This window comes from Anoxybacillus sp. UARK-01 (genome assembly GCF_002075365.1).
In the GTDB taxonomy this organism is placed as follows: Bacteria; Bacillota; Bacilli; order Bacillales; family Anoxybacillaceae; genus Anoxybacteroides; species Anoxybacteroides rupiense.
This window is the reverse complement of sequence record NZ_NASY01000049.1, coordinates 32,827-57,940: the sequence shown is the minus strand read 5'-3', so window position 1 is coordinate 57,940 and position 25,114 is coordinate 32,827. Positions and strand designations below refer to the sequence as shown.

The 25,114-nt window shown below is 41.5% G+C and carries 20 protein-coding genes; 17 read left to right on the top strand and 3 right to left on the bottom strand.

Annotation, left to right across the window (positions count from 1 at the left end; all coding sequences use genetic code 11):
• Positions 1-7 precede the first annotated feature (7 nt).
• The 10 genes from B6A27_RS15355 to B6A27_RS15305 all read left to right on the top strand — a co-directional run bounded on the left by B6A27_RS15355 (position 8) and on the right by B6A27_RS15305 (position 12,796).
• Positions 8-541, top strand: a complete 534-nt coding sequence (locus B6A27_RS15355) for a PilZ domain-containing protein (RefSeq protein WP_236631858.1) — start codon at positions 8-10, stop codon at positions 539-541.
• A gap of 266 nt (positions 542-807) precedes the next feature.
• Positions 808-2,352, top strand: coding sequence for an extracellular solute-binding protein (locus tag B6A27_RS15350; protein ID WP_080862556.1), 1,545 nt, complete (start codon positions 808-810; stop codon positions 2,350-2,352).
• Between the two features lie 64 nt (positions 2,353-2,416).
• Positions 2,417-3,346, top strand: coding sequence for a carbohydrate ABC transporter permease (locus tag B6A27_RS15345; RefSeq protein WP_236631857.1), 930 nt, complete (start codon positions 2,417-2,419; stop codon positions 3,344-3,346).
• Positions 3,347-3,348: 2 nt separating this feature from the next.
• Positions 3,349-4,194: a carbohydrate ABC transporter permease gene (locus B6A27_RS15340; RefSeq protein ID WP_236631856.1), complete on the top strand. Its 846-nt coding sequence runs from the start codon at positions 3,349-3,351 to the stop codon at positions 4,192-4,194.
• A gap of 31 nt (positions 4,195-4,225) precedes the next feature.
• Complete coding sequence (locus tag B6A27_RS15335; protein ID WP_080862555.1) at positions 4,226-5,329, top strand: NAD(P)-dependent alcohol dehydrogenase; 1,104 nt, start codon at positions 4,226-4,228, stop codon at positions 5,327-5,329.
• Between the two features lie 16 nt (positions 5,330-5,345).
• Positions 5,346-6,389, top strand: coding sequence for a zinc-dependent alcohol dehydrogenase family protein (locus tag B6A27_RS15330; protein WP_201722573.1), 1,044 nt, complete (start codon positions 5,346-5,348; stop codon positions 6,387-6,389).
• Between the two features lie 414 nt (positions 6,390-6,803).
• Positions 6,804-8,930 (top strand): BglG family transcription antiterminator, encoded by a 2,127-nt coding sequence (locus B6A27_RS15325; RefSeq protein ID WP_080862554.1) that lies wholly within the window; start codon positions 6,804-6,806, stop codon positions 8,928-8,930.
• Complete coding sequence (locus tag B6A27_RS15320; protein ID WP_161491049.1) at positions 8,927-10,366, top strand: PTS transporter subunit EIIC; 1,440 nt, start codon at positions 8,927-8,929, stop codon at positions 10,364-10,366. The genes B6A27_RS15325 and B6A27_RS15320 overlap by 4 nt, the downstream gene beginning before the upstream one ends.
• A 414-nt stretch (positions 10,367-10,780) precedes the next feature.
• A complete protein-coding gene (locus B6A27_RS15310; RefSeq protein ID WP_080862552.1) occupies positions 10,781-11,869 on the top strand; it encodes a carbohydrate kinase in 1,089 nt (362 codons plus the stop codon).
• Positions 11,870-11,881: 12 nt separating this feature from the next.
• Positions 11,882-12,796, top strand: coding sequence for a pseudouridine-5'-phosphate glycosidase (locus B6A27_RS15305; protein ID WP_044746384.1), 915 nt, complete (start codon positions 11,882-11,884; stop codon positions 12,794-12,796).
• A 274-nt stretch (positions 12,797-13,070) separates the two neighbouring features.
• Here B6A27_RS15305 and B6A27_RS15300 read toward each other — a convergent pair whose 3' ends face one another.
• Positions 13,071-13,583 (bottom strand): DoxX family protein, encoded by a 513-nt coding sequence (locus B6A27_RS15300; RefSeq protein WP_080862551.1) that lies wholly within the window; start codon positions 13,581-13,583, stop codon positions 13,071-13,073.
• A 779-nt stretch (positions 13,584-14,362) separates the two neighbouring features.
• On the opposite strand from B6A27_RS15300, the gene B6A27_RS19260 reads away from it, so the two are divergent.
• Positions 14,363-14,494: a hypothetical protein gene (locus B6A27_RS19260; RefSeq protein WP_255375096.1), complete on the top strand. Its 132-nt coding sequence runs from the start codon at positions 14,363-14,365 to the stop codon at positions 14,492-14,494.
• 26 nt (positions 14,495-14,520) lie between these two features.
• A complete protein-coding gene (locus B6A27_RS15295) occupies positions 14,521-14,721 on the top strand; it encodes a hypothetical protein (protein WP_044746386.1) in 201 nt (66 codons plus the stop codon).
• 123 nt (positions 14,722-14,844) lie between these two features.
• Here the strand turns inward: B6A27_RS15295 and B6A27_RS15290 are convergent, their stop codons facing one another.
• A complete protein-coding gene (locus tag B6A27_RS15290) occupies positions 14,845-15,303 on the bottom strand; it encodes a CBO0543 family protein (protein WP_201722572.1) in 459 nt (152 codons plus the stop codon).
• Positions 15,239-16,378, bottom strand: coding sequence for a DUF2515 domain-containing protein (locus B6A27_RS15285; RefSeq protein ID WP_080862550.1), 1,140 nt, complete (start codon positions 16,376-16,378; stop codon positions 15,239-15,241). The genes B6A27_RS15290 and B6A27_RS15285 overlap by 65 nt, the downstream gene beginning before the upstream one ends.
• Positions 16,379-16,471: 93 nt before the next feature.
• On the opposite strand from B6A27_RS15285, the gene shc reads away from it, so the two are divergent.
• From shc to B6A27_RS15260, 5 genes are all read left to right on the top strand, one after another.
• Positions 16,472-18,355: a squalene--hopene cyclase gene (gene shc, locus B6A27_RS15280; RefSeq protein WP_080862549.1), complete on the top strand. Its 1,884-nt coding sequence runs from the start codon at positions 16,472-16,474 to the stop codon at positions 18,353-18,355.
• Between the two features lie 647 nt (positions 18,356-19,002).
• Complete coding sequence (locus B6A27_RS15275) at positions 19,003-19,977, top strand: aldo/keto reductase (protein WP_139788140.1); 975 nt, start codon at positions 19,003-19,005, stop codon at positions 19,975-19,977.
• A gap of 1,030 nt (positions 19,978-21,007) precedes the next feature.
• Positions 21,008-22,420 (top strand): PTS mannitol transporter subunit IIBC, encoded by a 1,413-nt coding sequence (locus tag B6A27_RS15270; RefSeq protein WP_080862548.1) that lies wholly within the window; start codon positions 21,008-21,010, stop codon positions 22,418-22,420.
• A gap of 176 nt (positions 22,421-22,596) precedes the next feature.
• Positions 22,597-24,675, top strand: a complete 2,079-nt coding sequence (locus B6A27_RS15265) for a BglG family transcription antiterminator (RefSeq protein ID WP_080862547.1) — start codon at positions 22,597-22,599, stop codon at positions 24,673-24,675.
• A complete protein-coding gene (locus B6A27_RS15260) occupies positions 24,676-25,113 on the top strand; it encodes a PTS mannitol transporter subunit IIA (protein WP_080862546.1) in 438 nt (145 codons plus the stop codon). It begins immediately after the preceding gene.
• The last annotated feature ends 1 nt before the right edge of the window (position 25,114 follow it).

Below are 25,114 nucleotides of genomic sequence, written 5' to 3'. Positions count from 1 at the left end.
TGTTGATATGGAAATAATGATAAGCGCAATTTTCATGTGCCTATTTTTACTTATCTTCTCTCTTATCCTTTTTCATGCATTTTATAAGCAACAATTAAGAAAAAAGGAAGAGCAAATTCATACGTTGAAGGAATCGGTAACTGATTTGCAGATCAAGCTAAAAGATAAGGAGAAAAGAAAAGCATTTCGCGTGAAATTGTTTGAGCAGGAATGTCATTTTGAATTGCTTGAATCTGGAAATCAGCCATTAGGAAACCTTAAAAATAAAAAGGGAACAGGACAAATTAATGATATAAGCCGTACGGGTTTACAAATAAGTTGTACGTTAGATTTGCCTGTCCGAAAACAAATTTTTTTACAGATTTATTTTGTTATTGATGGTGAGCCTTTCTCTCTGAAAGGGAGGATTGTGCGGAAGGAAGAGCTGATAAACCATGTAATCTATGGAATAGAATTTGTTGATCTGCATCAAAGGGATCAGCAGAAGCTGCATCGATTGATCCAAAGGCTAGAAATTGAAAGGAGAAAAAATGCAGAATGACCGGGCTTTATGGTCCGTTTTTCTTCAAGTCGTGCCAAAGCAGCTTGAAGCTGGAACGAATCTCTTTAGGGAAATCCATATCTAAAAGCTATGTCCACATATTAAAAGTCAATGGTATGATAAGCAATATTTCACGATGTCACAAGTTTGTCACTTTGTAAAAGTGACAAACTTGTGACATCTTTGACTTTAGTGGAGAAAGCGGTTGCGGTTATAATGAAATTGCTTTAAATATTCAGAAAATTTAGAGGGGGGATTCTTAAAAAATGATTAAATACAAAAAATGGAGGATTATGGCGGTTGTCGGAACAACTACAGTAATGCTATTAACAGCCTGCTCTTCCAATAGCACACAGCAATCGACAAATACAGCGGAACAGAAGGTCGATCCTAAGGTACAGGTGGAGGCGCCTTTTGCAGGAGCTGTTGAAGGACTGCCGAAAATCACCGCTCCTAAAGGTTTTGACTGGAAGCAGTTTCAGGGGGTTGAACTAAATGTCATCTCGGAGAACACCCCTCCTTCTTCAGCGTTGGCTGCCAATATCGATCAATTTGAAAAGGTAACAGGAATTAAAGTAAATATCGAGCAAAGCGATTTAGGGACAGTTGTAGAAAAGGTAAGTCTTGATTTTAACGCTAAATCAGCGAAATATCACATTATTTATGCAGATCCATATCAAATTTTAGCCAAACAATCGCAAAACTTTGTTAATCTATATGATTTTATTAACGATTCGACTCTTCCTCCGATTCCAGGTGGGCTTGACGATTTTATTGAGAGTCAGCTTGAAGTTGACGGTTATATGGGAAATAAGAAAGCACTATATGCTCTTCCTTACGATGCTCCAACGATGGTATTAGCGTATCGAAAAGATATCATTGAAAAATACAAAAATCAGTTTATGGCTGAAAAAGGGTTTGATTGGACGCCTGGTCCCAATTTAACGTGGGAGCAGTATTACGAGGCAGCAAAATGGATTACTGAAAAGGCAAAAGAGGGAGTAATTAAAGAAGTAAAATACGGAACGGGCCATCAAGCGAAGCAATATGATTCTTTAATGTGTGATTTCAGTAATATTCTTGCTGCAAATGGAGGAGATTATTTTAAAGAAACCAACCTTGGAAGCATTGGAAAATCAAATCCTGGAAAATCAGCGATGACTTCTGATGAGGCGATCGAATCTGCTCAGTTTTACAATAAGCTTTTAAAAGTAGCCGCTCCAGGAAGCAGATCGTGGGATTGGTCAGGTTTAGCAGAAGCTTTTGCAGCGGGCGATATCGCGATGGCACCGGAATTTCATGAATTTTCTTCTACTTTTGAAAATCCGGAAAAATCAAAGGTTGTAGGAAAAGTAGGGTGGGCTGTTTTACCAAAAGGAAAGGTCAGAAGTGCGAATATTTTTGGTGGAACGGGCATCGGCATTAACAAATATGCCAGTGACAAAGAGAAAAAAGCAGCATGGTTGTTTCTTGTTTGGGCCACTTCACCTCAAGCACAATATATGATTCTCAAATCGGATTTAGGGGGATCGACTCCAACGAGACACTCTGTGTACGAATTGCCGGATGTACAAAAGGGAATGCAGCCGGGAACAGAGGAATCAAAACAAATGCCAAATTTATTGCCGATGGCAGCAACTTTAGAGGCGTGGAAAAACGAAAACGTATATATGCGTCCGAAAATTCCTCAATGGCCGCAAATTGATACATTCATCTTTACAGAACTATCCAAAATGTTAGCCGGCAAACAAAGCCCGAGAGAAGCAGTAAAACGAATAGCCAAACAAAGTGATGAAGCAACTGGAAATTGATGCTAAGAAACAGGAGGGGAGAGCATCTATCTCCTTTCCTAGCTATAAAGAAAGGAGTGAGGATGTGAATACAGAGTATTCGAAGGTTTATGAACAAAAAACAATGTCTAAAACAAAAGGATTTATCTCTTTTTTTACTAGACGCTTTAAAACGGAACATTGGATGCTGTTTCCTTCTTTAGCGTTATTGGCGATTATTAGTATCTTTCCGTTTATTTATTCGCTTTATGCTAGTTTCATGGATTTTATGCTGTCTATTGATCATCCCGATTTTAATGGAATAACAAACTGGAAAAAAATCTTATTGAATGAAACTTTTTGGTATTCTTGGGGACGGACGGCCCTATACGGTATTGCTGGTCTATGTATTGAATTGGTAGTAGGGGTGGGAATGGCGCTATTGATTTACGAATTGCCGAAGGGGAGAAATGTAATCATTACGTTGTGGATGCTGCCGCTATTTGTTGCTCCGGTCGTTTCTGGTCTATTAGGGCGATTTCTTTTAAATTCCACCTATGGATTATATGCTTGGTTGCTCCATCATATTGGAATCGATATTGAGATTTTGGGGGATGTGCACACGGCAATGCCAGCCATTATTTTAATGGATGTTTGGGAATGGACGCCGCTCATTACCTTAATTGTTCTAGCTGGCTTGCAGTCATTGCCTGCAGAACCGTTAGAAGCTGCGCAAGTCGATGGAGCTAGTTATTGGCAAAGATTGATTTATGTAATCCTGCCCCTTTTGTTGCGAACGATCATCGTTGCATTACTTGTTCGTTCGATGGATATTCTACGTTTTGTTGACACAATTAAGATTACAACAGAAGGAGGACCGGCCGATTCTACTAAAGTAATTGGATACTATTTAATGGAGGTGGCCTTTAAGTTCCAAGACTTTGGAGCTGCTGCTGCTCTTGGTTTGACGATGTTATTTGTAACTATTTTTCTTGGGAAGAACTTTGTTAAATTAATAGAAAAAGGAGGGGAGTAATCATGATGCGTTCCAAGCATGTGCAACGTTCACAGTTGATTAAGTACACTAGCTTATACACCGTGATGATTTTAGCGTTAATTTGGGCTCTTCTCCCTATTATATGGATGGTGATGTCTTCTGTTAAAACGGAAGCGGGCATGTTTTCGATGCCTCCTAAATTCTTTTTTAAGCCGGACTTTGGAACCTTTAAGTTTATGTTTTCTGAAAAAGGGAATTTTGTTCACTACTTGGCGAACAGTTTAATAGCCTCTATTGCTTCTACAGCTATTTCTCTTATATTGGGGACATTAGGGGGGTATGCTTTAGCAAGGGGAAACTTTAAAAATAAAAAAGGGATCTCCTTTTGGATTATTAGTACGAGAATGGCACCTGTACCAGCTGTTATTTTGCCGCTTTATTTAATGTTTGCTCAGTTTGGTCTGATCGGTAAGATGTCGGGGCTTATTTTTGCTTACACTACTTTTAATCTTCCCTTTGCACTATGGATGATGATGGTGTTTTTTAAAGAAGTGCCAGCTGCACTAGAAGAAGCGGCGATGATCGATGGTTGTAGTCGTTTTCAAGCATTTTGGAGAATCGCACTTCCCCCAGCTGCTCCAGGATTAGTTGCGACAGGAATTTTATGTTTAATGTTTTCTTGGAATGACTTTATGTTTGCTTCCGTTTTTTCAGGACATGACACACAAACCATCCCGGTTGCCGCATCTTTATTAATAACACAAACAGGAGTGGCATGGGGGCAAGCGATGGCGACGGGGACGGTCATTATTACACCGATGGTCATTGCGGGTCTTGCTGTCAGAAAATATTTAGTACAGGGATTATCGATGGGAGCTGTTAAATAAACAAAATTTTTAATAAAAAGGAGAGAGTGAAATGAGCATGGAACATACTGAATGGATATATGATCCAATCGAACTTCCTAGGACGATGAAGGCAGCGGTTATGAATCAGCCTTTTGATATTGAAATAAAAGAAATCCCGGTTCCCGAGGTGAAGGGGAATGAGGTATTAGTAAAGGTCATGGCAGTAGGGATTTGCGGTTCTGATCTTCACTACTATGAGCATGGGAAAATCGGGCGGTACATCGTAGAGAAACCGATTATTTTAGGACATGAATGTTCCGGGATTGTTGTCGCTGTTGGTGAGGATGTAACCAAACTAAAGGTAGGGACCCGTGTTGCTATTGAGCCGGGTGTCACATGTGGGCAGTGTGAATATTGCAAGCAGGGGCGCTATAATCTATGTCCAGACGTCGAATTTTTGGCCACTCCTCCTGTCAATGGGGCTTTTGTTCAGTATATTAAGCATCGTGAAGACTTTTTATTTCCTATTCCTGATGAGTTGTCATTTGAGGAAGCAGCACTCAATGAACCATTTTCTGTTGGGATTCATGCTGCCAAACGTGTCCAGCTTCAGCCGGGATCGACAGTAGCCATCATGGGTATGGGGCCAGTTGGGCTTACAGCTATTGCGGCAGTGAGAGCTTTTGGTGCCTCGACGATCATTGTAACCGATTTGGAGTCCAATCGTTTAGAGGCTGCTAAGCGGTTAGGGGCGACTTATACGATTAATATTTTAGAAAAAGATCCGATTGGCGAGATTCAACGCGTAACGGATGGAAAAGGGGTTGATGTCGCATTTGAAACAGCAGGCAATCCTAAAGCTTTGCAAACAGCACTCAAGGCAGTGAAACGTGGTGGAAAGCTAGCGATTATCGGTCTTCCAGCGCAAGATGAAATTGCGCTTAATGTGCCTCTTATTGCGGATCAGGAGATTGACATATATGGAATCTTTCGCTACGCCAATACGTATCCACAAGGCATACAGTTTTTACGGTCAGGTCAATATGACTTCAAAAGTTTGATTACTGATCGCTATCCTCTAGAACAAACAAAAGAGGCTATGGAACGGGCACGAACGAATAAGCGGGAAAGCTTGAAGGTAGTTGTATATCCTAATGGGATCATTGAAGAATAACCAAGGGGAGAGGGAAATGTCTGTAAAGAGCAAAGTGAAAACAATGAAAGCCGCCGTATATAAAGGTCCTCATCATTTAGAGATTCAGGAATTGCCATACCCTCAGCCGGGATATGGAGAAGTAACGATTCAAGTTCAGTGCTGCGGAATTTGTGGTACAGACTATCATATCCTAGAGGGAGACTTTATTTCACCATTTCCTTTAGTCGGCGGGCATGAATTTTCAGGTACGATATTTGAAATAGGAGAGGGAGTTGAGGGGTGGGAGATTGGTGCGCGTGTCTCCATCGATCCATCTATTTATTGCGGGAAATGCTATCATTGCCGTAATAAACAATTTAATCATTGCAAAAATTGGAATGCCATTGGGGTGACGATCAATGGAGCTTTTGCTCAATATGTAAAAGTACCAGCTAAAAACCTATATAAAATGCAGGATACGATGACATTTGAAGAAGGAGCTCTCGTAGAACCGATGTCGTGCGTAGCATATGCTCTTGAGAGAACGAATGTCAAGTTTGGTGATAAAGTAGTGATTTTTGGTGGAGGGCCAATGGGAATGATGCTCGTTCAAGCAATGTCGGTAAGTGGCGCCTCAGAAGTGGTATTGGTAGATATTGCAGATCAAAAATTAGAATTGTCCAAAGCCTTTGGGGCAACTGCTGCATTTAAAAACGATGCACATTTAGATCAGTTCATTGGCAGGACACAATATCCAAACGGGTTTGATATAGTGGTGGATGCAACAGGTATTCCTGCTGTCATTGAAGGAATGTTTCGATTTGCTGGTCCAGGTGCAAGGATCTTGCAATTTGGCGTTGCGCCGAACGATGGGAAAATTACGATTAATCCTTTTGAAGTCTATCATAAGGATTGGAGCTATTTAGGGACAATGGCCCTAAAATTTAATTTCTATCAAGCACTTTTTATGATCGAACGAAAACGTGTGCATGTAGAATCGTTAGTGACAAAGAAAGTGAATCTGGAGGAGTTTGTAGAATATATGTCACAACCGAAAAAACCAGAAGATTGTAAAGTGCTTGTCTATCCAACATGGTAAGTAATTGGATGAACAAATATTCAAAACAAAGCAGGATCTTTTTTACATTTACACGAAATATAATGTATATGTCGGAAGAGATCGTACAAAAAACGATTAATGAGATGGCTAATTTGATATAGCAGGCAGTGTAAAAGATTAATATATTAGGTTATCGTTTTACGAGGGCAAGTCAAAGACTTGCCTTTGTTATATAAAGGATTACGCCCTATGTTCGCTAGGGAGATGGACTAATCATGCTTAATCGACAAGCCACTTCGCTTGTAGGCTAACCCTGCTTTATTGGTCGAGTTGGTGCTTGAATCCCAAAAAGCATGCTTCTATTTTTTAGTCTAATCACATAAAAGAGATCCTTTTTGCCTTAACTATTAACTGGCAAGGGATATAAACAACAAGAAGGGGGGAGAGGGCATCGTGAAGGCTTCAGTATTAAGCTCAAGACAGAAGGAATTGTTGCGTGCGCTTTTATTTGCGTCTAAGCCAATTTCTTATCAGCAGCTGTCAGAGCTGTTTAAGCTAAGTCCAAGAACGATCCGTCGCGAGATCGTTTCTTTAAAGTCCATTTTAAAGAACTATCATTTGGAGGTTGTCAAAAAAATCGGCTCAGGAATTTTTATTGATGGTACGATCGAAGAAAAGAAAAAGTTGGAACATGATTTAATGGAAACAAAGACGTTTTCTGTTTTTTCCCCTGAAGAAAGGCAAGATGGTATTCTTTATGATTTATTAATGGCAAAGGAGCCTGTGAAATATTTTTTCTTTAGTGATAAATATGGGGTAGCGGAAACAACGATTAGCAACGATTTAGAGAAATTAGAACCATGGTGTGAAGCTTTTGGATTAAAAATGGTGAGGAAGCCAGGAACAGGAGTTTGGATCGAAGGGCCTGAGCACAAAAAAAGAATGGCTATATCTAGGCTTCTTCATAAAGATATAACGTTTGAGGAATGGTTTGAATTATTCCAGCTTTCGCAACAAGAGGAATATTCAACGGATAAGTGGCAATTAGAAAATACCGTTCGTAAGCGCTTGCAAAAGTTTATACACACCCCTCATATTTTAATCGTTGAACAGGTGGTTCAAGAAGTTATCGAGTCGCAAAAAATGATCCATTTATCTGATCGTAACTATGTTAATCTTGTTGTTCATTTGTTATTAGCGGTCGAACGAATCAAATGCAAAGAAGTGAATATAGAAGTCCATGATTTTCTTCCTAATATTGAAAGCGTTCCAGAATATACGATCGCTAAGCAAATTGTACACAAATTGGAAGAAAAGATGAACATTTCAATTCCAGAAATAGAAGTTAGCTATATTACGTTGCACCTGTTAGGTTCACGTTCTAACGGCTATTCTTTATCAGATTATCATATATATGCTACTGATATTGAATGGGTTGATTTAGTAAAAAGCTTTATCAGAACTGTAGAAAAGCATCTTTCCACTTCATTGAGAGAAGACTTGATCTTATTGGATGGTTTGTTATCACATTTAGTACCAGCAATTAGTCGTTTGACGCTAGGATTGCAAATTCATAATCCTATGCTTGAAGAGATTCGGGCACGCTATCCACAAGTATTTTCTGCTTGTCAAAAAGCTGCCCGTGTTTTATCAGATAAAATTGGCAAGGATATTCCTGAAGACGAAATCGGTTACTTGGCTATTCATATAGGAGCGTCTATGATACGAATAAATGAAAAGACAAAGTATATTCATAAGGCGATCATTGTCTGTGCTAGCGGTATGGGAACATCTACATTCTTATCATCAAAAATTGCGAAGGAAATCCCTAATTTAAAAATAGAAAAAGTGTTGTCGGTAACAGAGCTAAAGCAATGGATGCAACAAAATAAAGCGGTGGATCTGATCATTTCCACGGTTGCTCTTCCATTTGTAGATTCTCATCAATATGTAATAGTAAGTCCGTTTTTATATGAGGGAGAGCGAAAGTTGATTCAACAGAAATTAAGCGGGTCGTTCAAAAAGAAAAAAGAAGATGAGGAAATAAATTCTCATTTCTCCTCTATATCGGCTGTATCGGCAGCAAAATATGGAGAAGCAATGACTCAAATATTACGCAATACGATTATTATTCATCCTATAACAGTGTTGAATCCGATCTTGCCAACGCTTGTGGACTATATTAAAGATTTGCCGTTCGTTCATGATGAAATACAATTGCTGCAAGCCATTGAAAGGCGGGAGAAAAAAGGGAGCTTTGTACTGAATGGATTGGCAATGATTCATACAAAATCGGACGGGATTAAAGAATTAGGAGTGGTTTTATTTCGCTTAAACGGTCCGATCAAATGGGACGGACAGGATGTATCTACCTTTTTATTGTTAGCTGCTCCGAAAGAAGCTGCGAAAGAGCATATTGAGATGATCAGTGAAGTCAGCTCCAATCTAATTGAAGAATGTTTTTTGGAAGTCTTGATCAATGGAACAGAGAAAAAAGTAAAAGAGCAAATGGAAAATCTCTTATCTCAAGCTTATGTTCTCAAAGTCAAAGCAATGGTAGAGGAGCCTGGCGTTCAATGAGGAAGCTTGGGCAGTTATTAAGTGCTATGATTTACCAAAATATTTCTGTCATCATTGCTGTTGGGATTATTCGTGAAATATTTGGCATATACGGGTATTTTTATAATGATCGAATTTTACTGCTTGTAAACCCGATTTATCAAACACTTTTGCCTATTTTATTAGCATATACAGGTGGACGATTGCTTGGAGGGCAGCGTGGGGCGGTTGTAGCGTCGATCGTAACTTATGGATTTACCTTAGCAAGCTCTGTTCCCATTATTATTGGAGCTATGCTGATTGGACCATTGGTGGGATGGATGATTGATCGAATCGAAAGGAACATAAAGCATAAAATTCCGATCGGATATGAATTGCTCATTTTAAATACTTTAACTGCCATGTTAGGAATTGTTTTAACTATTATTTGTTTTTTATATGTCGGTCAAGCTTTATCAGCTGTTATTAAATCGGTAAATGATTTGATGCAAGCTGTAATTAGCTCAGGATGGCTTCCGCTTTCAGCCGTTTTGATTGAACCGGGAAAAGTGTTGTTTTTTAATAATGTGATCAACTATGGGATTTTAGGTCCTTTAGGAATCCAGCAGGCGAAAGAGATCGGAAAATCGATCTTTTTCTTGCTGGAATCGAATCCTGGTCCAGGTCTTGGGATTTTATTGGCCTATTGGCTCAAGACAAAAAAAGAAAAACGAAGAGCGGTACAATTATCGATACTGATTCATTTTCTAGGGGGGATACATGAAATTTATTTTCCGTATGTCTTACGAAATTGGAAGTTGATATTTGCGGTTATCGGGGGAGGAATAGCTGGAAATATCATTTTTCAGCTATTCGATGCTGGTTTGTCTTCATTACCTTCTCCTGGAAGTATGGTTACAATTATTGGAATGAGTCCTCCAGATGATATTCTATTTGTTTTATTAGGAGTTCTTGGCTCAGTGTTTGTTTCGTTGTTTCTTGCTTTTATTTTGCTCGATAGTTCTTCCAGTGATGCACCGGAACAAGAATATCAAAAGCAGTTAGAAACTATAAAAACATTGCAGGATCTTGACAAATTCTCAAAAATACAAAAACTAGCTACCCCACAAACCTCTATGAAAGTTCCAGAGAAAAATATAGAAGCAAAAGAATTTTATCAACCGATTCACAGTATTGTATTTGTTTGTGAAGCCGGAATGGGATCTAGCGCCGTAGGAGCGGCGATGCTGCGGAAAAAGCTCAAAATGGCGCAGCTTGATATTGAAGTCAATAACGCTTCACTGCAAGATATTCCGAAACACGCAGATTTAATTATTTGCCACCAGACCTTTTTAAAGGATGTTCAAGAAGCAGTCCCCGAAAAATTGTATTATTCCCTGCAATCTTTTACTAGTTTTCATGAGTATGAAGACTTGGTTGAAAGAATCAAAAATTCTTATAAAGAAACGTATCAATAGTTGAGACAAAATCGAAGAAAGATAGGGTGAATACATGATGGCGTGGCTAGTGATTTTTGTTAGGATACAGATAAATGAATATCCACAGAAAAGTAGCTCAACAATTGATGCATGTCAAAAATATTTTGATGTGCAGCTTATTATATGATTGTGAAAGCTGTTTCAACAAAACCATTTAATGACAGATGAAGCGAATTTACGCTTCTTTTTTTGAAATAGTATGATTAGGCATACAGCTTATTTTTGAAAAAGAAAATGAGAGCATGTTCAAAGGCTGCAGCCATTATCCGAAGTGCCGATTTACAGAAAAGATTTTCTAATTTACGAGTGTGGATGAGACGTTTATGATTGACAAGATTATAAACATTTGTTTATAATTTAAACAAATGTTTGAGAATGCTGAGGTGCATTCAGATGAATGAAAAAGAGCAACGAATTTTAACACTCATTCGCAAAAATCCATTTATTACACAACAAGAATTAGCTGAACAGCTTGAGCTTTCGCGCTCGGCTGTGGCAGGCTACATCTCTTCGTTAACCAAGCAAGGGAAAATCGTTGGCAGGGCCTATGTGCTTCCAGAACCATCGCGGATTGTATGCATTGGGGGGGCGAATGTCGATCGCAAAGCGCAGTCGCTCTCAACCGTTCGGTTTGGTACCTCCAATCCAGTCACTGTTACGCAAAGCTGCGGTGGAGTCGCGCGAAATATTGCTGAAAATTTAGGAAGGCTGGGCGAATCGGTTTCTCTTTTAACCGTTGTTGGCGATGACCAGGAAGGAGAGTGGCTGCTGGCGACGACAGGTGCCTATGTCGATATGAGCCAGATTGCAAAGCAAACCAATGCTCATACTGGCACCTACACGGCTGTTTTAGATGAAAAAGGAGAAATGGTCATTGCCCTAGCTGATATGGCGATTTATGACACGATTACCACTGATTTTATTCAAAAAAGATGGCCGTATATTTCTTCCGCTTCTATTGTGCTATTGGATACGAATTTTCCGAGCGAGGTGTTAACATTTGTGATTGAGCGCTGTCGCGAGGAAGGGATTCCGTTGTGTGTCGCGCCTGTGTCGGCTCCCAAGATGAAAAAGCTGCCTAGCGACCTCCGCGGTGTGACATGGTTGATTGCTAACCGAGATGAAGCGCTCACCCTCGCAGGAATGGAAGGAGAAAGAACAGAAGCGGCAGATGATTACATTCTTTCTCTTGGCGTCGAGCATGTCGTTATCACTTGCGGCGCCAAAGGGATTACGTACAAAACACAGAGCGGAGAGAGCGGGACGATCGCTGCGCCGTCGATCGACGTTGTCGATGTAACAGGAGCGGGCGATGCGTTCGTTTCCGGATTTTTATACGGAATGAATCAAGGAAAATCGTTTACCGATGCATGCCAGCTTGGCATGAGCAGCTCCATCATCGCGCTGCAGACGAAGGAAACGGTTTGTTCAAGACTGAATGAACATGCATTGAACCAAACATGCCAACACTATTTTTCATAGGAGGCCAAACAAATGAATGGAAAAGATGTACTTGTACTATCAAAAGAAGTAGCAAAAGCAATAGAAGAAAAGCGACCGATTGTCGCTTTAGAGTCGACCATTATCTCCCATGGAATGCCATATCCGCAAAATGTCCAGACAGCGAAGGAAGTGGAACAGCTCATTCGGGAAAATGGTGCTGTGCCAGCAACGATCGCTATCTTGGACGGAAAAATTAAAATTGGCTTGAATGATGAAGAATTGGAGTTTTTGGGAACAAGCAAAGAAATTGAAAAAGTAAGCCGCCGCGATTTGCCATACGTCATTGCGATGAAAAAGCACGGAGCGACGACAGTAGCAGCGACTATGATTTGCGCGCATATGGCGGGAATTCAAGTGTTTGCGACAGGCGGCATTGGCGGCGTCCATCGCGGCGCTGAGCAAACGATGGATATTTCCGCCGATTTGCAGGAATTGGCGCAAACGAATGTAGCGGTTGTGTGCGCTGGAGCGAAATCGATTTTAGATTTGGGATTGACGCTGGAATATTTAGAAACGCATGGTGTACCGGTCATCGGTTATGGCACGGAAACGTTGCCAGCTTTCTACTCGCGGACAAGTCCGTTCAAGGTCGATTATCGCCTTGATGCTCCAGAGGAAATCGCTGCGTTTATTCAGACAAAATGGGAACTTGGTTTAAATGGCGGACTTGTGATTGCGAACCCGATTCCAAAAGAAGCGGAATTGGAAGAAGCATATATTAATTCAATGATTGCCGCCGCATTGAGGGAAGCGGAAGAAAAACAAATTACCGGAAAAGCCGCCACGCCTTTCTTGCTTGACAAAGTTAAAGCATTAACCGGAGGAAAAAGTTTGGAAGCGAACATCGCCTTAGTGAAAAACAATGCCGTACTGGCGGCGAAAATTGCGGCTCATTTGTGCTTATAAAGCATGAGGTAGAAATTCATAACGGCAAATATAAAAAGCGCTTGCTGCTTAATAGCAGTGGGCGCTTTTTATAGCTTCCGCAAGAGGAGTGAACAGTATCAAAAGGCGAGTGTCTCAACGATCAGAAAAGTTTGCAGCGTCTTTGTACGATAAACATAAAAAACCGAACGACCGACCGCTTGATAGATCGATGAATGGACGATCAACAACGGTGTTTGGGCGTCCGGCCATCAAAACAGCCTGTTAAACGATTGTGGCTGCTCGCTTGAAAGAGCTATAGATGTCTCGTGGTTTGGCTTGGGTATGAAGGGTTGCGGCGGAAACGCTGACGAAGATAGGGAATTACCCAATAATCCACCCCCCATTTTCCTGCATTAAAGCCGGCAACGAGCAAAAAGAAGGTAAGCAGTACCATCTGCGGATTGGTGCTGGTTGTGCCGGAAAACATAAAGGCAAAGTTCATCACGGCTCCCATAAGCGCTGAGAAAGTTGTAAATATGCCGAGGATCAATGCGGCACCAACCAGAATTTCTCCCCATACTACTAGCACATTAAAAAATTCGACATTTGGCAAAGCGACATGCTTTAAAAACGCTGCCCACCATCCTTGGACGGCTGGATGCTCACCTGAGGAGTTAGCGATCGCTCCTTTTAAAAAGCCGGTTGCATCAAACTCTCCGGTTTGCTTTTCCCATCCTGCTGTCAGCCAAGTATAGCCAAGATAGAGCCGTATCAACAGTAGAATGAAGGCTGCGCTGGCCTGCTGTCTTAACCAGTTCATAAACATCCCCATATTCCCCCTCTATTAAGTTTTGGTATTTCTTTATTTATATAAATACAGATTGTTTGTCCAACCTTCATTCGATGGCTGACGGTCAGTCGTTCAATCTGCCTTTATATCATTTTGTTCGGTCTATCTTGACTACTACAGATGTAGCTTAACATTTTGATTTTGTATTGATATGAAGTTTGGGCCCTTTCTTCAGTCTTTGTCGCTCAAATGCGCAAGGATGGCACGTTTGCCGAGTTGATTCAGCCGTCCGTTCTCCACAGATTCCTTATGTTATCTTCAGATGCCATTTATGATAAAAAGATGGTTGTTTATCGTCGCGAAGGATCGGTTATTCTGGCTGTCATAGCTTAATAGTTTCATCATAAGTGGGAATAGTTGGCATAGTCAAGAGCTTTTATAGATAAAATGATGAACATTTATGGATGCGTTTATTTCGTTGAAGGAATGAAAGCTGCCGGTTGAAAACGAACCAATAAAAGAAGAATCATCGTTTCTATCCTTTGCTTGCCTTTCGCGGTCATTGGAAAGCAGAAGCCAGCGCTTTCTCTTTTCAGCCATCAATCGGTCGTTTGTTTTATCCAAATTATATATAATAGATGTAACGTATCGTATGAACAGTTGCATAGATGCGGAATTTTTCAATCATCAAGTTAAGTTGTGAATAAGCCTCACTGTTTGGCAAACATCGTCAATGGAGCCCTCTTGATTCGTTTTATTGTTTAACATATCGATCGAAAAGTTTCCTGTCTCATCACAAAGTGGAGGTGGAAGAGATGAGCGAATGGCGCAAGCATCAAGATTTAGCGGCATTGAAGCAAGATGTGGAGCCGTTTCTTGAGCGTTATGAGGGTGAAAATACTTTGTTGTATCTCTCTTCAAACCGATCAGCAGCCTTTTCAGTTTGAAAAAATAAACAATACGGGGGAGAACGATGGCAAAATATATTAGCATTTTTTTTCTTGTTGTAGGTGCGAGCTTCATTTTGTTTATGTTGTTTGGGAGTTTGTTGGATAATGGAGGAGACCCGGCAGAAGGGGCTGTTTATATTTTTGGGACGATCATCGTGCTTTTGCTTTCCTTTATCATTGCTCAGATGTTTTACCTCCTCCATGTTATTCGCAGGAAGCGCTAAGCCGGTGTTGTCTGTCCATGGTTCGAGCATAAAAAAGCAACGTTCGTAAAATTCCTTCAATTTTAAAACTGCTGTTTTTCGTGTTGGTTAGAATACATCATGAATCCCAGTTATTTCCTATAGCTAAAAACACATCCAGCGGAAAAAACGCCAAACGATGTTGATAAATAGCCAATATCCTATAAAAGAATAGGTATGGCTCCATTGAGAGGTATGAATCAACCAGCCTGCAGCCTCTGCCCCTGCCTCCAAAAGAGCCATCCAAAAGCTTAGAGCGACCACAAATAAACTTCGTTGCCAAGGCTGCAGCTTCGTCATAATGAAAAGAAAAAGCAGAGAAAAGGCGGAAAGTCCTAGTGTTGTAAAGAGAATATGAATAGGAAAAATCGCAGCCAGCGGACGTTGAGGGAAAGTATACCATCCTTTTCCTGTGAAGTATAAATCCAAATATGTTCCAAGCCAAGATGAAAGAAGGGCAGAAGCGATATAGGCCCGCTTCGTTTTGGTTCTAAAAAAACTAGAATAAGTGGCTTTTGGCGGTTGCTGCCAGCTCCAATTTTTCGAGCGTTTTACAATAGGCATTTGTTATCTCTCCATTCAACCATTCACTGTTTTTCGCTAAATAATGGACAACGCTTGGGTCTGTGAACCAATCTCCTCGTTCCGCTTCTTGATGCTCGACATTTTTCCAAACATACAAAAGCGGCGGGCTATAAATGCGCGGCTCTCCTTCTGCAATCTGGCAATCTTTTATTCTGCGGCGGTATGGCTGGCCAGGCAGCGATTCACGGACATCATTAAATAGATGTGGCCAGTAGTCTTTTCTCGTTCCTGTGTGTGGGTGGCGCGATGCCCAACGCACGGCTCTCTCCAATGTATCGTTGTCTTGGAATAATAGAGCATATAGCCGTTTGCCGAGCATGATTCGCTCATGTAGCGACTGAAAGTGATGAATCGTTTCACCCATTAGCACCGTCTGACCTTGTTCATCCTCATACGGAAATAAAATGTGATTCAGGCTGAAAAAGTCCTGGATTTTAAATTCAAGTGCTTCAAAGACTTTTTTTTGAAAGACAGGATGCTGAATGACCCGTTTTTCTAAATAGTTTTGCTCATTAATGACGAGGGCGATGGCAAGGATATAGGGATCGTTGTAGTGCCAAAAATGATTCCAAATCGTTTCCATAAATAATGACACATGAAAACATGGTAAAAGATAAAATAAAGGGATTCCTCGTTTTTTACTTTCTTCATACAGCAAAAATTGCGGATAAATATCTTGAAAAATCAACCAGTTGCCTCTTTCTAAAAAAGAAAAAAAAGCTTGCTGCTCCTCTTCTGTCAACAAAGCAAGCAGCCATTCTCCTTTTAAGTCAGTCATATTCCAGCCACCGTTTCGTGAAACCATATGTCCTAAAAATGCCCAATGAATTTCGCGATGCTTCTGATAAAAATCAAGATAGGCAGCGGTTCTTGTAATATTGTTCACATTGCTTATTTGTGTGCGGACGCGAATTTGTCGTAGTAAACTCCTTTCTTCCGCGGATAAATCTTGTTCGGTTATGCGATTGCCTCTTCGTTTTTTCTTTTTCAACTCCATTTGAATAGCGGCGAGAAAGGGAGAAAGGGAAGGAGCTTTCTTCTTGAACCAGCACATGCGAATCACTCCTTCTGTGAATCATTTGGCTTCTATACGAATAAGTATGAAAGAGAAAGCGGTGAGATTACAGGAAAAGGATGGAGATAGGCAATGCCGGATGAACGGAACCGATTGGTCGCTTTGTTAAAACGGGCGCAAGCTTCTGACGGATCATGGCGCCATCCGTTTGAAACAGGTATTTCGACAGATGCTTATATGATCATCTTATTACGTTCTTTAGAAATAAATGATGAACAACTTATCCAATCGCTGGTGGAACGAATTGAAAGCAGGCAGGAAAATAATGGGGCGTGGAAGCTATTTTATGATGAGGGAGACGGAAATGTAAGCGCAACAGTCGAGGCTTATTATGCGTTACTTTATTCTGGTTACCGGCGAAAAAGCGATCCTCGTTTGCGAGCAGCGAGAAGACGGATTTTAGAAATGGGGGGGATCGAAAATGCTCATATGTTTACGAAATTTATGCTAGCTTTGACGGGACAGTATCGCTGGCCACCGTTTTTTCCGCTTCCATTAGAATTTTTGCTTTTACCACCTTCATTTCCGCTGCACTTTTTTGATATTTCGGTATACGGGCGGGCTAATCTCACGCCACTCTTAGTTTTGTTGGATAACAAATACAGCCGGAAAACGAGCAAAAGCCCCAATCTTTCGGAGTTATTGGGAATGCGCGGGGAGGGAGAGGACTGGCGAGAGATGCGTACAGACCGCGGGTTTCTTTCCTATGTGAAACAATCGATTCTTGGATGGCCTGCGCATATTCGCGCGGCAGCGAAGCAGCGCGCGATTCAGTATATGTTGAAACATTTAGAGACAGATGGAACTTTTTATAGTTATTTCAGCGCCACTTTTTTAATGATTTTTGCGCTTCTTTCAGAAGGATATTCCAAAGACCATCCTGTGATTGCTCAAGCCATTGAGGGATTAAAAAATTTTCGCTGCACCATTGATGGACAGACGCACATACAATATACGACGGCACATGTATGGAATACAGCATTAGCCAGCTATGCATTGCAGGAAGCAGGAGTGCCGCTTACAGATGATGCCATTCAAAAAGCGAATCACTATCTGCTTTCTCGTCAGCACTATCGATATGGCGATTGGGCGATACATAACCCATACAGTCCACCGGGAGGATGGGGATTTTCTGATATCAATACGATCAATCCAGATCTTGATGATACGACCGCTTCTTTACGAGCGATTTACCGAATGGCATCAGAAGAAGGAGCGTTTCGTCAAGCGTGGGACAGAGGGATCAGTTGGTTGTTCTCTATGCAAAATGATGATGGCGGTTTTGCTGCTTTTGAAAAAAATGTAGATCGTCGTCTATGGCGTTATTTGCCAATCGATGGGGCGGAGTTTTTGCTGTCAGATCCATCAACGGCCGATTTAACGGGAAGAACTTTGGAGTTTCTTGGTACATTTGCACGTTTAACAAAAGATCATCCAACTGTTGCTTATGCAGTAGAATGGTTAATGGATCATCAAGAAAAAAATGGTTCTTGGTATGGGCGATGGGGAATTTGTTATTTGTACGGCACATGGGCGGCGATAACAGGAATGGCTGCTGTCGGGGTTCCTTCCACGCACTCGTCGATGCAAAAAGCGATTAAGTGGCTGTTAAGTATTCAGAACAGTGATGGCGGTTGGGGAGAATCTTGTAAAAGTGACAGCGCTAAAGCGTATATACCGCTAAGGACTAGCACGGCGGTTCATACAGCATGGGCTCTTGATGCGTTGGTTGCCGTATTCGATCAGCCTATTCCTGAAATGGAAGCGGCGCTTCGTTTTTTGCAACAATCGCTCAATAGCAAAGATTGGACGGTCTCTTATCCGACTGGTCAAGGAATGGCAGGGGGATTTTATATTCATTATCACAGTTATCGTTATGTTTTTCCGCTTTTGGCGTTGAGCCATTACGAGAAGAAATACGGATCGTTTACTGCGCAAAAGTCTTTAACATCATAGAGTGCTCGATTCCTAGAAAGGCGCGCGGTGAATGAAAAAGAAAAATACAGATTCTCCTAACGGCCGGAGGCGAGTCTGTGGACATGTATACGCTCTCTGTAGCAGTTAGAAAGAAAAACGGATCTTTTTCCGGCCGTTTTGCTCTTTTTACATAGAAAAAATATAGATTTTCCGCTATGATATAAGCTAGCATAGCTGAAATCGATTTCGTACGTTCCCTAGACAAACTCGTTCGATTGGCTGCGATTCAACATACCTAAAATCTCAATGGCGTTTCATGGTCTGGTCGGCTCTATTTGTCACTTTGTTGATGGGGCTTTCCGCTGGAACATCTTTGCGTTGTGATGCCTGATATGTGATAATTCTTGGCGCGGGGCCCTTTTCGCATGCAGAAGGTACTTGACTTCCCGTGAAGTGATTGATTGATGACAGTCGCTGTTATCAATGCTCTCTGCTTTTTGGCATGCAGAGTAAAGGGACAATCAGGGTATCTTGTTTTGTTGATAGCAGCAGAAAAAAGCGAGAATAAGTAGGCTGAGAATGTTATTTACATATATCATTTATATATTAGGATGTTCGCACGTCTATGAAGAACGGATTCGGCGACGTATGAAATGGAATGTATGGTGAAGATGGGGGGAACAAAAATGAAACCATTACCGTTGCATCAGTATGGTCTTTCCGCTAGCCGGCTTGTATTAGGCTGCATGGGGCTTGGCGGTGGGTGGAATGAGCACCCGATTACAAAAGAGGATGTGAAGCAAGCGCACGAAGCGATCGAGTCGGCCCTTTCGGTGGGCATCAACATGTTCGATCATGCTGATATTTATGCCTTAGGTAAAGCTGAAAAAGTATTTGGTGAAGTACTCAAAGAGCAGCCCGAGCTAAGAGAAAAAATATTCATTCAATCCAAATGTGGAATTCGTTTTAAAGAAAGTCCAAGTGCTCCGAAACGGTATGATTTCTCAGAGGAGCATATTCGCCGTAGTGTGGACGGCATTTTAACAAGGCTTGGAGTGGAGTACCTCGACATTCTTCTGCTTCACCGCCCTGATCCGCTTATGGATCCGGAAGAGGTAGCCCAAGTGTTTAAGGAATTAAAAGCGTCTGGAAAAGTCCGTTGGTTTGGCGTATCGAACATGAGCGCTGGACAGATCCGCTTGCTGCAATCGTATTGTGATATGCCGTTGATCATTAACCAGCTGGAAATGAGTTTGGCGAAAATCGGCTGGCTGGAAACAGGTGTTCATGTTAATCAAGAAGCTGCGAAAGAAAGTGTATTTCCTGAAGGCACCCTTGAATACTGCCGATTGGAAAATATTCAGATTCAAGCATGGGGATCACTTGCACAAGGTGTATTTTCGGGACGATCATTAGAAGGACAACCTCAGTCGCTGAAACAGACGGCAGAACTCGTTCAAGAAATGGCAAAGCAGAAACAAACAACACCGGAAGCGATCGTGCTAGCGTGGCTGATGGCTCATCCGGCAGGAATCCAGCCTGTGATTGGTACGGCAAATCCAGTCCGTATTCGGGCATGCGCGGAGGCCCTCAATACGACATTGACAAGAGAGGAATGGTATGCTCTCTATGTCAGCTCAAGGGGCCGCGAGCTTCCTTAATTTAGGGGAGTATCAATGAAGCAGTGAAGCGGCGAACAACGGGCAGGAGATCACTTTGTGCTATGTAAGCTCTTTGTTCGTGGGCTGTAATTTAACATATTTACCGAGAAATCTCCCCCTCTAAACGGAGTGGAGACGGGAGGTTCATTAGGTGGATCTTTAACGATCGGTGTCCGAACAACGAACCGCTTCATAGGAAGGAGTCTGAAAGCGGTGTTGTTCGGTTTTTTTATGCGCTCGCGTGAAAAAAGCAAGTGACTGGTTTCTGATTCTTCAAACATGCACTTTTAGGCTATAACCAGAATAGTGTATGCGTTTGTCATCGCTTTTGTTTTGGAAAGAGCGAATCTCCTGCGACAGCGACGAAAGGCGTATAACCTTTTTGTATTCTTTGTTCATGTTTAGCTACATCTAGCAATAGGCCAGGGGCGGAAGACAATATATGCTTTTTCGTAGTGAAACACATAAGCTGTTTTTCCTGTTTGACGAAGCGGAAGGACCAAAAAGAACGATGCCCTCTTTGTAATTGGAGATCGAGGTGGCGACTTCGCTCCCTTTTTTTCTTCTCCCTATGGCCTTGCCCCAAGTTTTATTGATGATTGGTGTACTTTTATCGAAGTTTTGCTAGCGCCGCGTTTGTGTAAAACATCGCTCCCCGCATTTTACTTATACGTACTAACACGGGTCTCGTCGTTATTTCATTTAAAAAGATAGAGCAGGCGTGTTGGTTATCTAATAAAAACCAATGAACAGCGCCAGATTTCTCCCTTAGCTGCTTTTAGGCTTGTCTTTTTCGTTTATTGCCTAATGATATAAAGGGGAATGGCGAAAATAAAATGAAAAGCGGGAGGAAGGTTCGATAGATGTAGTTGGAACATATGAAAGCGGGACAAACGCCATGAAGGATGCGGTTTTTAAATATTGACAAGAATGTGTCAGACAAAATGATATTTACTTTACATTGAATATGAGGTGTAAGCGCTTTAACATAGAGCTATAGTCATACAACTTAAGTAAGGAGGAAAAACGTATGGAACAGCAAGCGAATTTCCGCGTCAAAATACAGCGGTTCGGTAGCTATTTAAGCGGAATGATTATGCCGAATATCGGCGCATTTATCGCATGGGGAATTATTACCGCTTTATTTATTCCGTCAGGATGGCTTCCAAATGAATCATTAGCGAAACTCGTAAGCCCAATGATTACGTATTTACTGCCATTATTAATCGGTTATACAGGCGGAAAAATGGTTTATGATGTTCGCGGCGGAGTAGTTGGTGCGACAGCGACCATGGGGGTTATCGTCGGAGCGGACATCCCAATGTTTCTTGGCGCGATGATTATGGGACCGCTTGGTGGCTATTTAATTAAGAAATTTGACGGTCTTGTTCAAGGAAAAGTCAAGCAAGGCTTTGAAATGCTGGTCAACAACTTTTCAGCCGGGATTATCGGCGGCGCTTTAACGCTACTAGCATTTAAAGGAGTAGGACCGATTGTTTTAGGACTAAACAAAACATTAGCGGCTGGAGTAGAAGTTATTATTAATATGAAGCTGTTGCCGCTTGCTAATATCTTTATTGAGCCTGCGAAGGTATTATTTTTAAACAACGCTATCAATCACGGAATTTTAAGTCCGCTTGGTATCGAACAAGCAGCAAAGGATGGAAAGTCGATTTTATTCTTGCTTGAAACGAATCCGGGTCCAGGGTTTGGCATTTTGTTAGCGTACTGGTTATTCGGAAAAGGGACAGCGAAACAATCGGCGCCTGGTGCCGCTATTATCCATTTTCTTGGCGGAATTCATGAAATTTACTTCCCATATATTTTAATGCGTCCGGTGTTGATTTTAGCAGCCATTGCCGGTGGAGTGAGCGGGGTGCTCACCTTCACGATCTTCCATGCGGGCTTGATCGCGGTTCCTTCACCAGGTAGTATTGTTGCCTTACTTGCCATGACGCCGCGCGGAAATTATTTCGGTGTGTTAGCTGGTGTATTAGTGGCTACAGCGGTTTCGTTCATCGTCGCATCCTTTTTCTTAAAGTCTGCGAAAGCAGAACAGGAAGATTTGCATGAAGCGACTGAAAAAATGCAACAATTAAAAGGAAAGAAAAGTGAAGTGGCGGCTGCATTGCAAACACAGCCGAAACCGGCCACTTTAGGCGACGTGAAAAAAATTGTATTTGCTTGCGACGCAGGAATGGGCTCAAGCGCGATGGGAGCTTCCATTATGAAAAATAAAGTGCAAAAAGCGGGACTCGATATTGAAGTGACGAATACATCGATCAACCAGCTTCCATCAGATGCGGATGTTGTGATTACACATCAAAACTTAACGAGCCGCGCAAAAGAAAAATTGCCGAATGCCTATCATGTTTCTGTTGATAATTTCCTTGGCAGCCCGAAATATGATGAGCTTGTTCAAATGTTAAAAGAAAGTAAATAGTGACTGGGCAAAAAGATAAGCGGAAGGCTTATCTTTTTGCCACGTTTTTTAAAAATGGCAACAAGTGCAAGGACGAAAATAGTTTTTCAATTTGTTGTTGCTTCTTTAAACAAGGTCTACAATTTTTTTGGTGCGTTCTATACTCCAATAGTTGCTGAAGATGGGAGGTGGCTATCGTGTATATATCAGCAAGAGAAAGAAAAATATTGGATATTTTATTATCTAATGACAAGGGAATCACAGTAGGCGAGCTTGCGGAACAGTTGGATGTCAGCAACCGTACCATTCATCGAGATTTAAAGGGGGTTGAACAAATTTTAACTGAAAGCGGGCTGCGCTTGGTGAAAAAGGCGGGAGTAGGCATCCAAATTATAGGGGAAGAGCATGTCAAAAAAGAACTGCAGGCACACCTTTTTGGTTTATCGCATGCTGAATACACACCGGAAGAGCGGCAAACGATGATTTTAATTGCCTTATTAGAAAATGCTGAACCTGTCAAACTTTTATCTCTTGCACATGATTTAAATGTCACCGTTGCCACGATCAGCAATGATTTGGATAAAATCGAAGGAATGCTTGAAAAAGATGGCCTTTCGCTCATCCGTAAACGAGGATATGGCGTGGAAATCGTCGGATCGGAATCAGCGAAACGAAAAATGATCAGCCGATTATTGCTGCATCATTTGGATGAATCTGAATTTTTGACGATTATGAAGGAATCCATGGCAGACGCAGCAAATGATACATTAAGCGCCATTACGGAAAAGCTGCTTGGTCTTGTTGATAAGAAAAAGCTGTTTACCATTGAAAAGCAAATTGAAATGATGAAGGACGATCTTCCTTTTACGATCGCGGATAGTTCCTATGTAGCGTTAGTGATCCATCTTGCACTAGCGATTGAACGGATCATGCAAGGAGAAGAAATCAATTTTGAAGCACAGTATCTAGAAACGATCCGGACAACAAAAGAATATGAAATGGCAGAAAAAATTGCCAAATCTTTAGAATCGGCCTTTCAGCTTGTGATTCCTGAACAGGAAATTGGCTATATTACGATGCATTTAATGGGTGCGAAATTTCGCGATCGCCGTGGATATATGCTGGAAGAAGGAAGCTTAGAAATCGGCAGAAAAGTGCAAGAGCTTATTCGTTTTGTCGGCCGAGAGATCGGTGTCGATTTGACGGGCGATTATCCTTTATATGAGGATTTGATCATTCATTTAAAGCCGGCTTTATACCGCATCCAGCATAATATGGGAATTACGAACCCATTGCTTGAGAGAATTCGTCAAGATTATTTCGAGCTTTTTGAAATTGTTAAAAAAGGAATGCATGTCATTTTTCTCGACATGGAAATTCCTGAAGAGGAAATTGGTTATGTGGTTCTTCATTTTGCGTCTGCGTTGCTCAGGGAAAAGAAAGGTCTGAATGCTTTAGTCGTTTGCTCAAGCGGGTTAGGAACGGCGAAAATACTAGCGACGCGCCTGAAAAAAGAAATATCCGATATTTCAGCGATTGAACAACGATCATTTTTTGAGCTAAATCGTATTGATATGAGCAAATACGATTTGATTGTGTCGACCATTCCGATTTCGGGATTGAGTGAACCGTATTTTCTTGTCAGTCCTATGCTTCAGGAGGAAGAAGCTGCTGCCATTCGGCAATTTTTAAAAAACAAGAAAGCGGTCAGCCGTCAAAAACAGGTGGACGTTTCCAAAAACACGATTCAAAAAATGAACGCCATTCAAACGATGAGCGAAACGATTGTCCAGCTTCTTCAGGGGTTTACGTTACAGCTTGTACAAGCGCGCTCGGTTCACGAAGTGTTGGAGAGAGCGTGTGGCCGCCTGCAAGAGAAAGGAATCATCCAAGAGGCGGAGCAGGTTCTAACAGAATTAATGCGAAGAGAAGAAATGGGCGGATTAGGCATTCCTGGGACGCCGTTAGCGCTTTATCACACACGCAGTCTGGCTATCTCTGTCCCTTCATTTACAATGTATGAGCTTGCCCATCCGCAAACCGTGATGGGAATGCATCATCAACCAATGGATGTAGAGCGGCTTTTGCTGCTTTTAGCGCCGAGCGATGCTCCAGAAGAAGCATTATCGGTATTGAGTCAAATCAGCTCTCTCATTATTAAAGATGAAGAAAGTGTGCGTTTGTTTTCAAAAGGAACGGCCGAGCAGCTTCATTCTTTTTTAGGAAAGCATTTAGAAATCTTTTTTTATCAGCATCTTCAAAATCGCAAGGAGTGAATGACATTGACTATTTTAAAAAAAGAAAACATTGTTCTTAATGCAGAAGTAGCAAATAAAACAGAAGCGATCCGTTTAGCCGGAACGATTTTAGTAGAGCAAGGCTATGTGGACGAGGTATATATTGAGAAAATGTTTGAAAGAGAAGCGCTGACATCGACATATATGGGGAATTTTGTGGCGATTCCGCACGGAACAGAAGAAGCGAAGCAATTAGTGAAGCAACCTGGTCTTTCGATTGTTCAAGTTCCAAATGGTGTTGATTTTGGAGAAGGAAACATTGTCAAGCTATTAATTGGCATTGCCGGCAAAGAAAATGAGCATTTAGAGATTTTATCGAAAATCGCCATTGTTTGCTCAGAAGAAGAAAATGTGGAAAAGATGATTCATGCGACAGAGAAGGAAGAGATTCTTCAGCTTTTAAACGGGGTGAATTAAC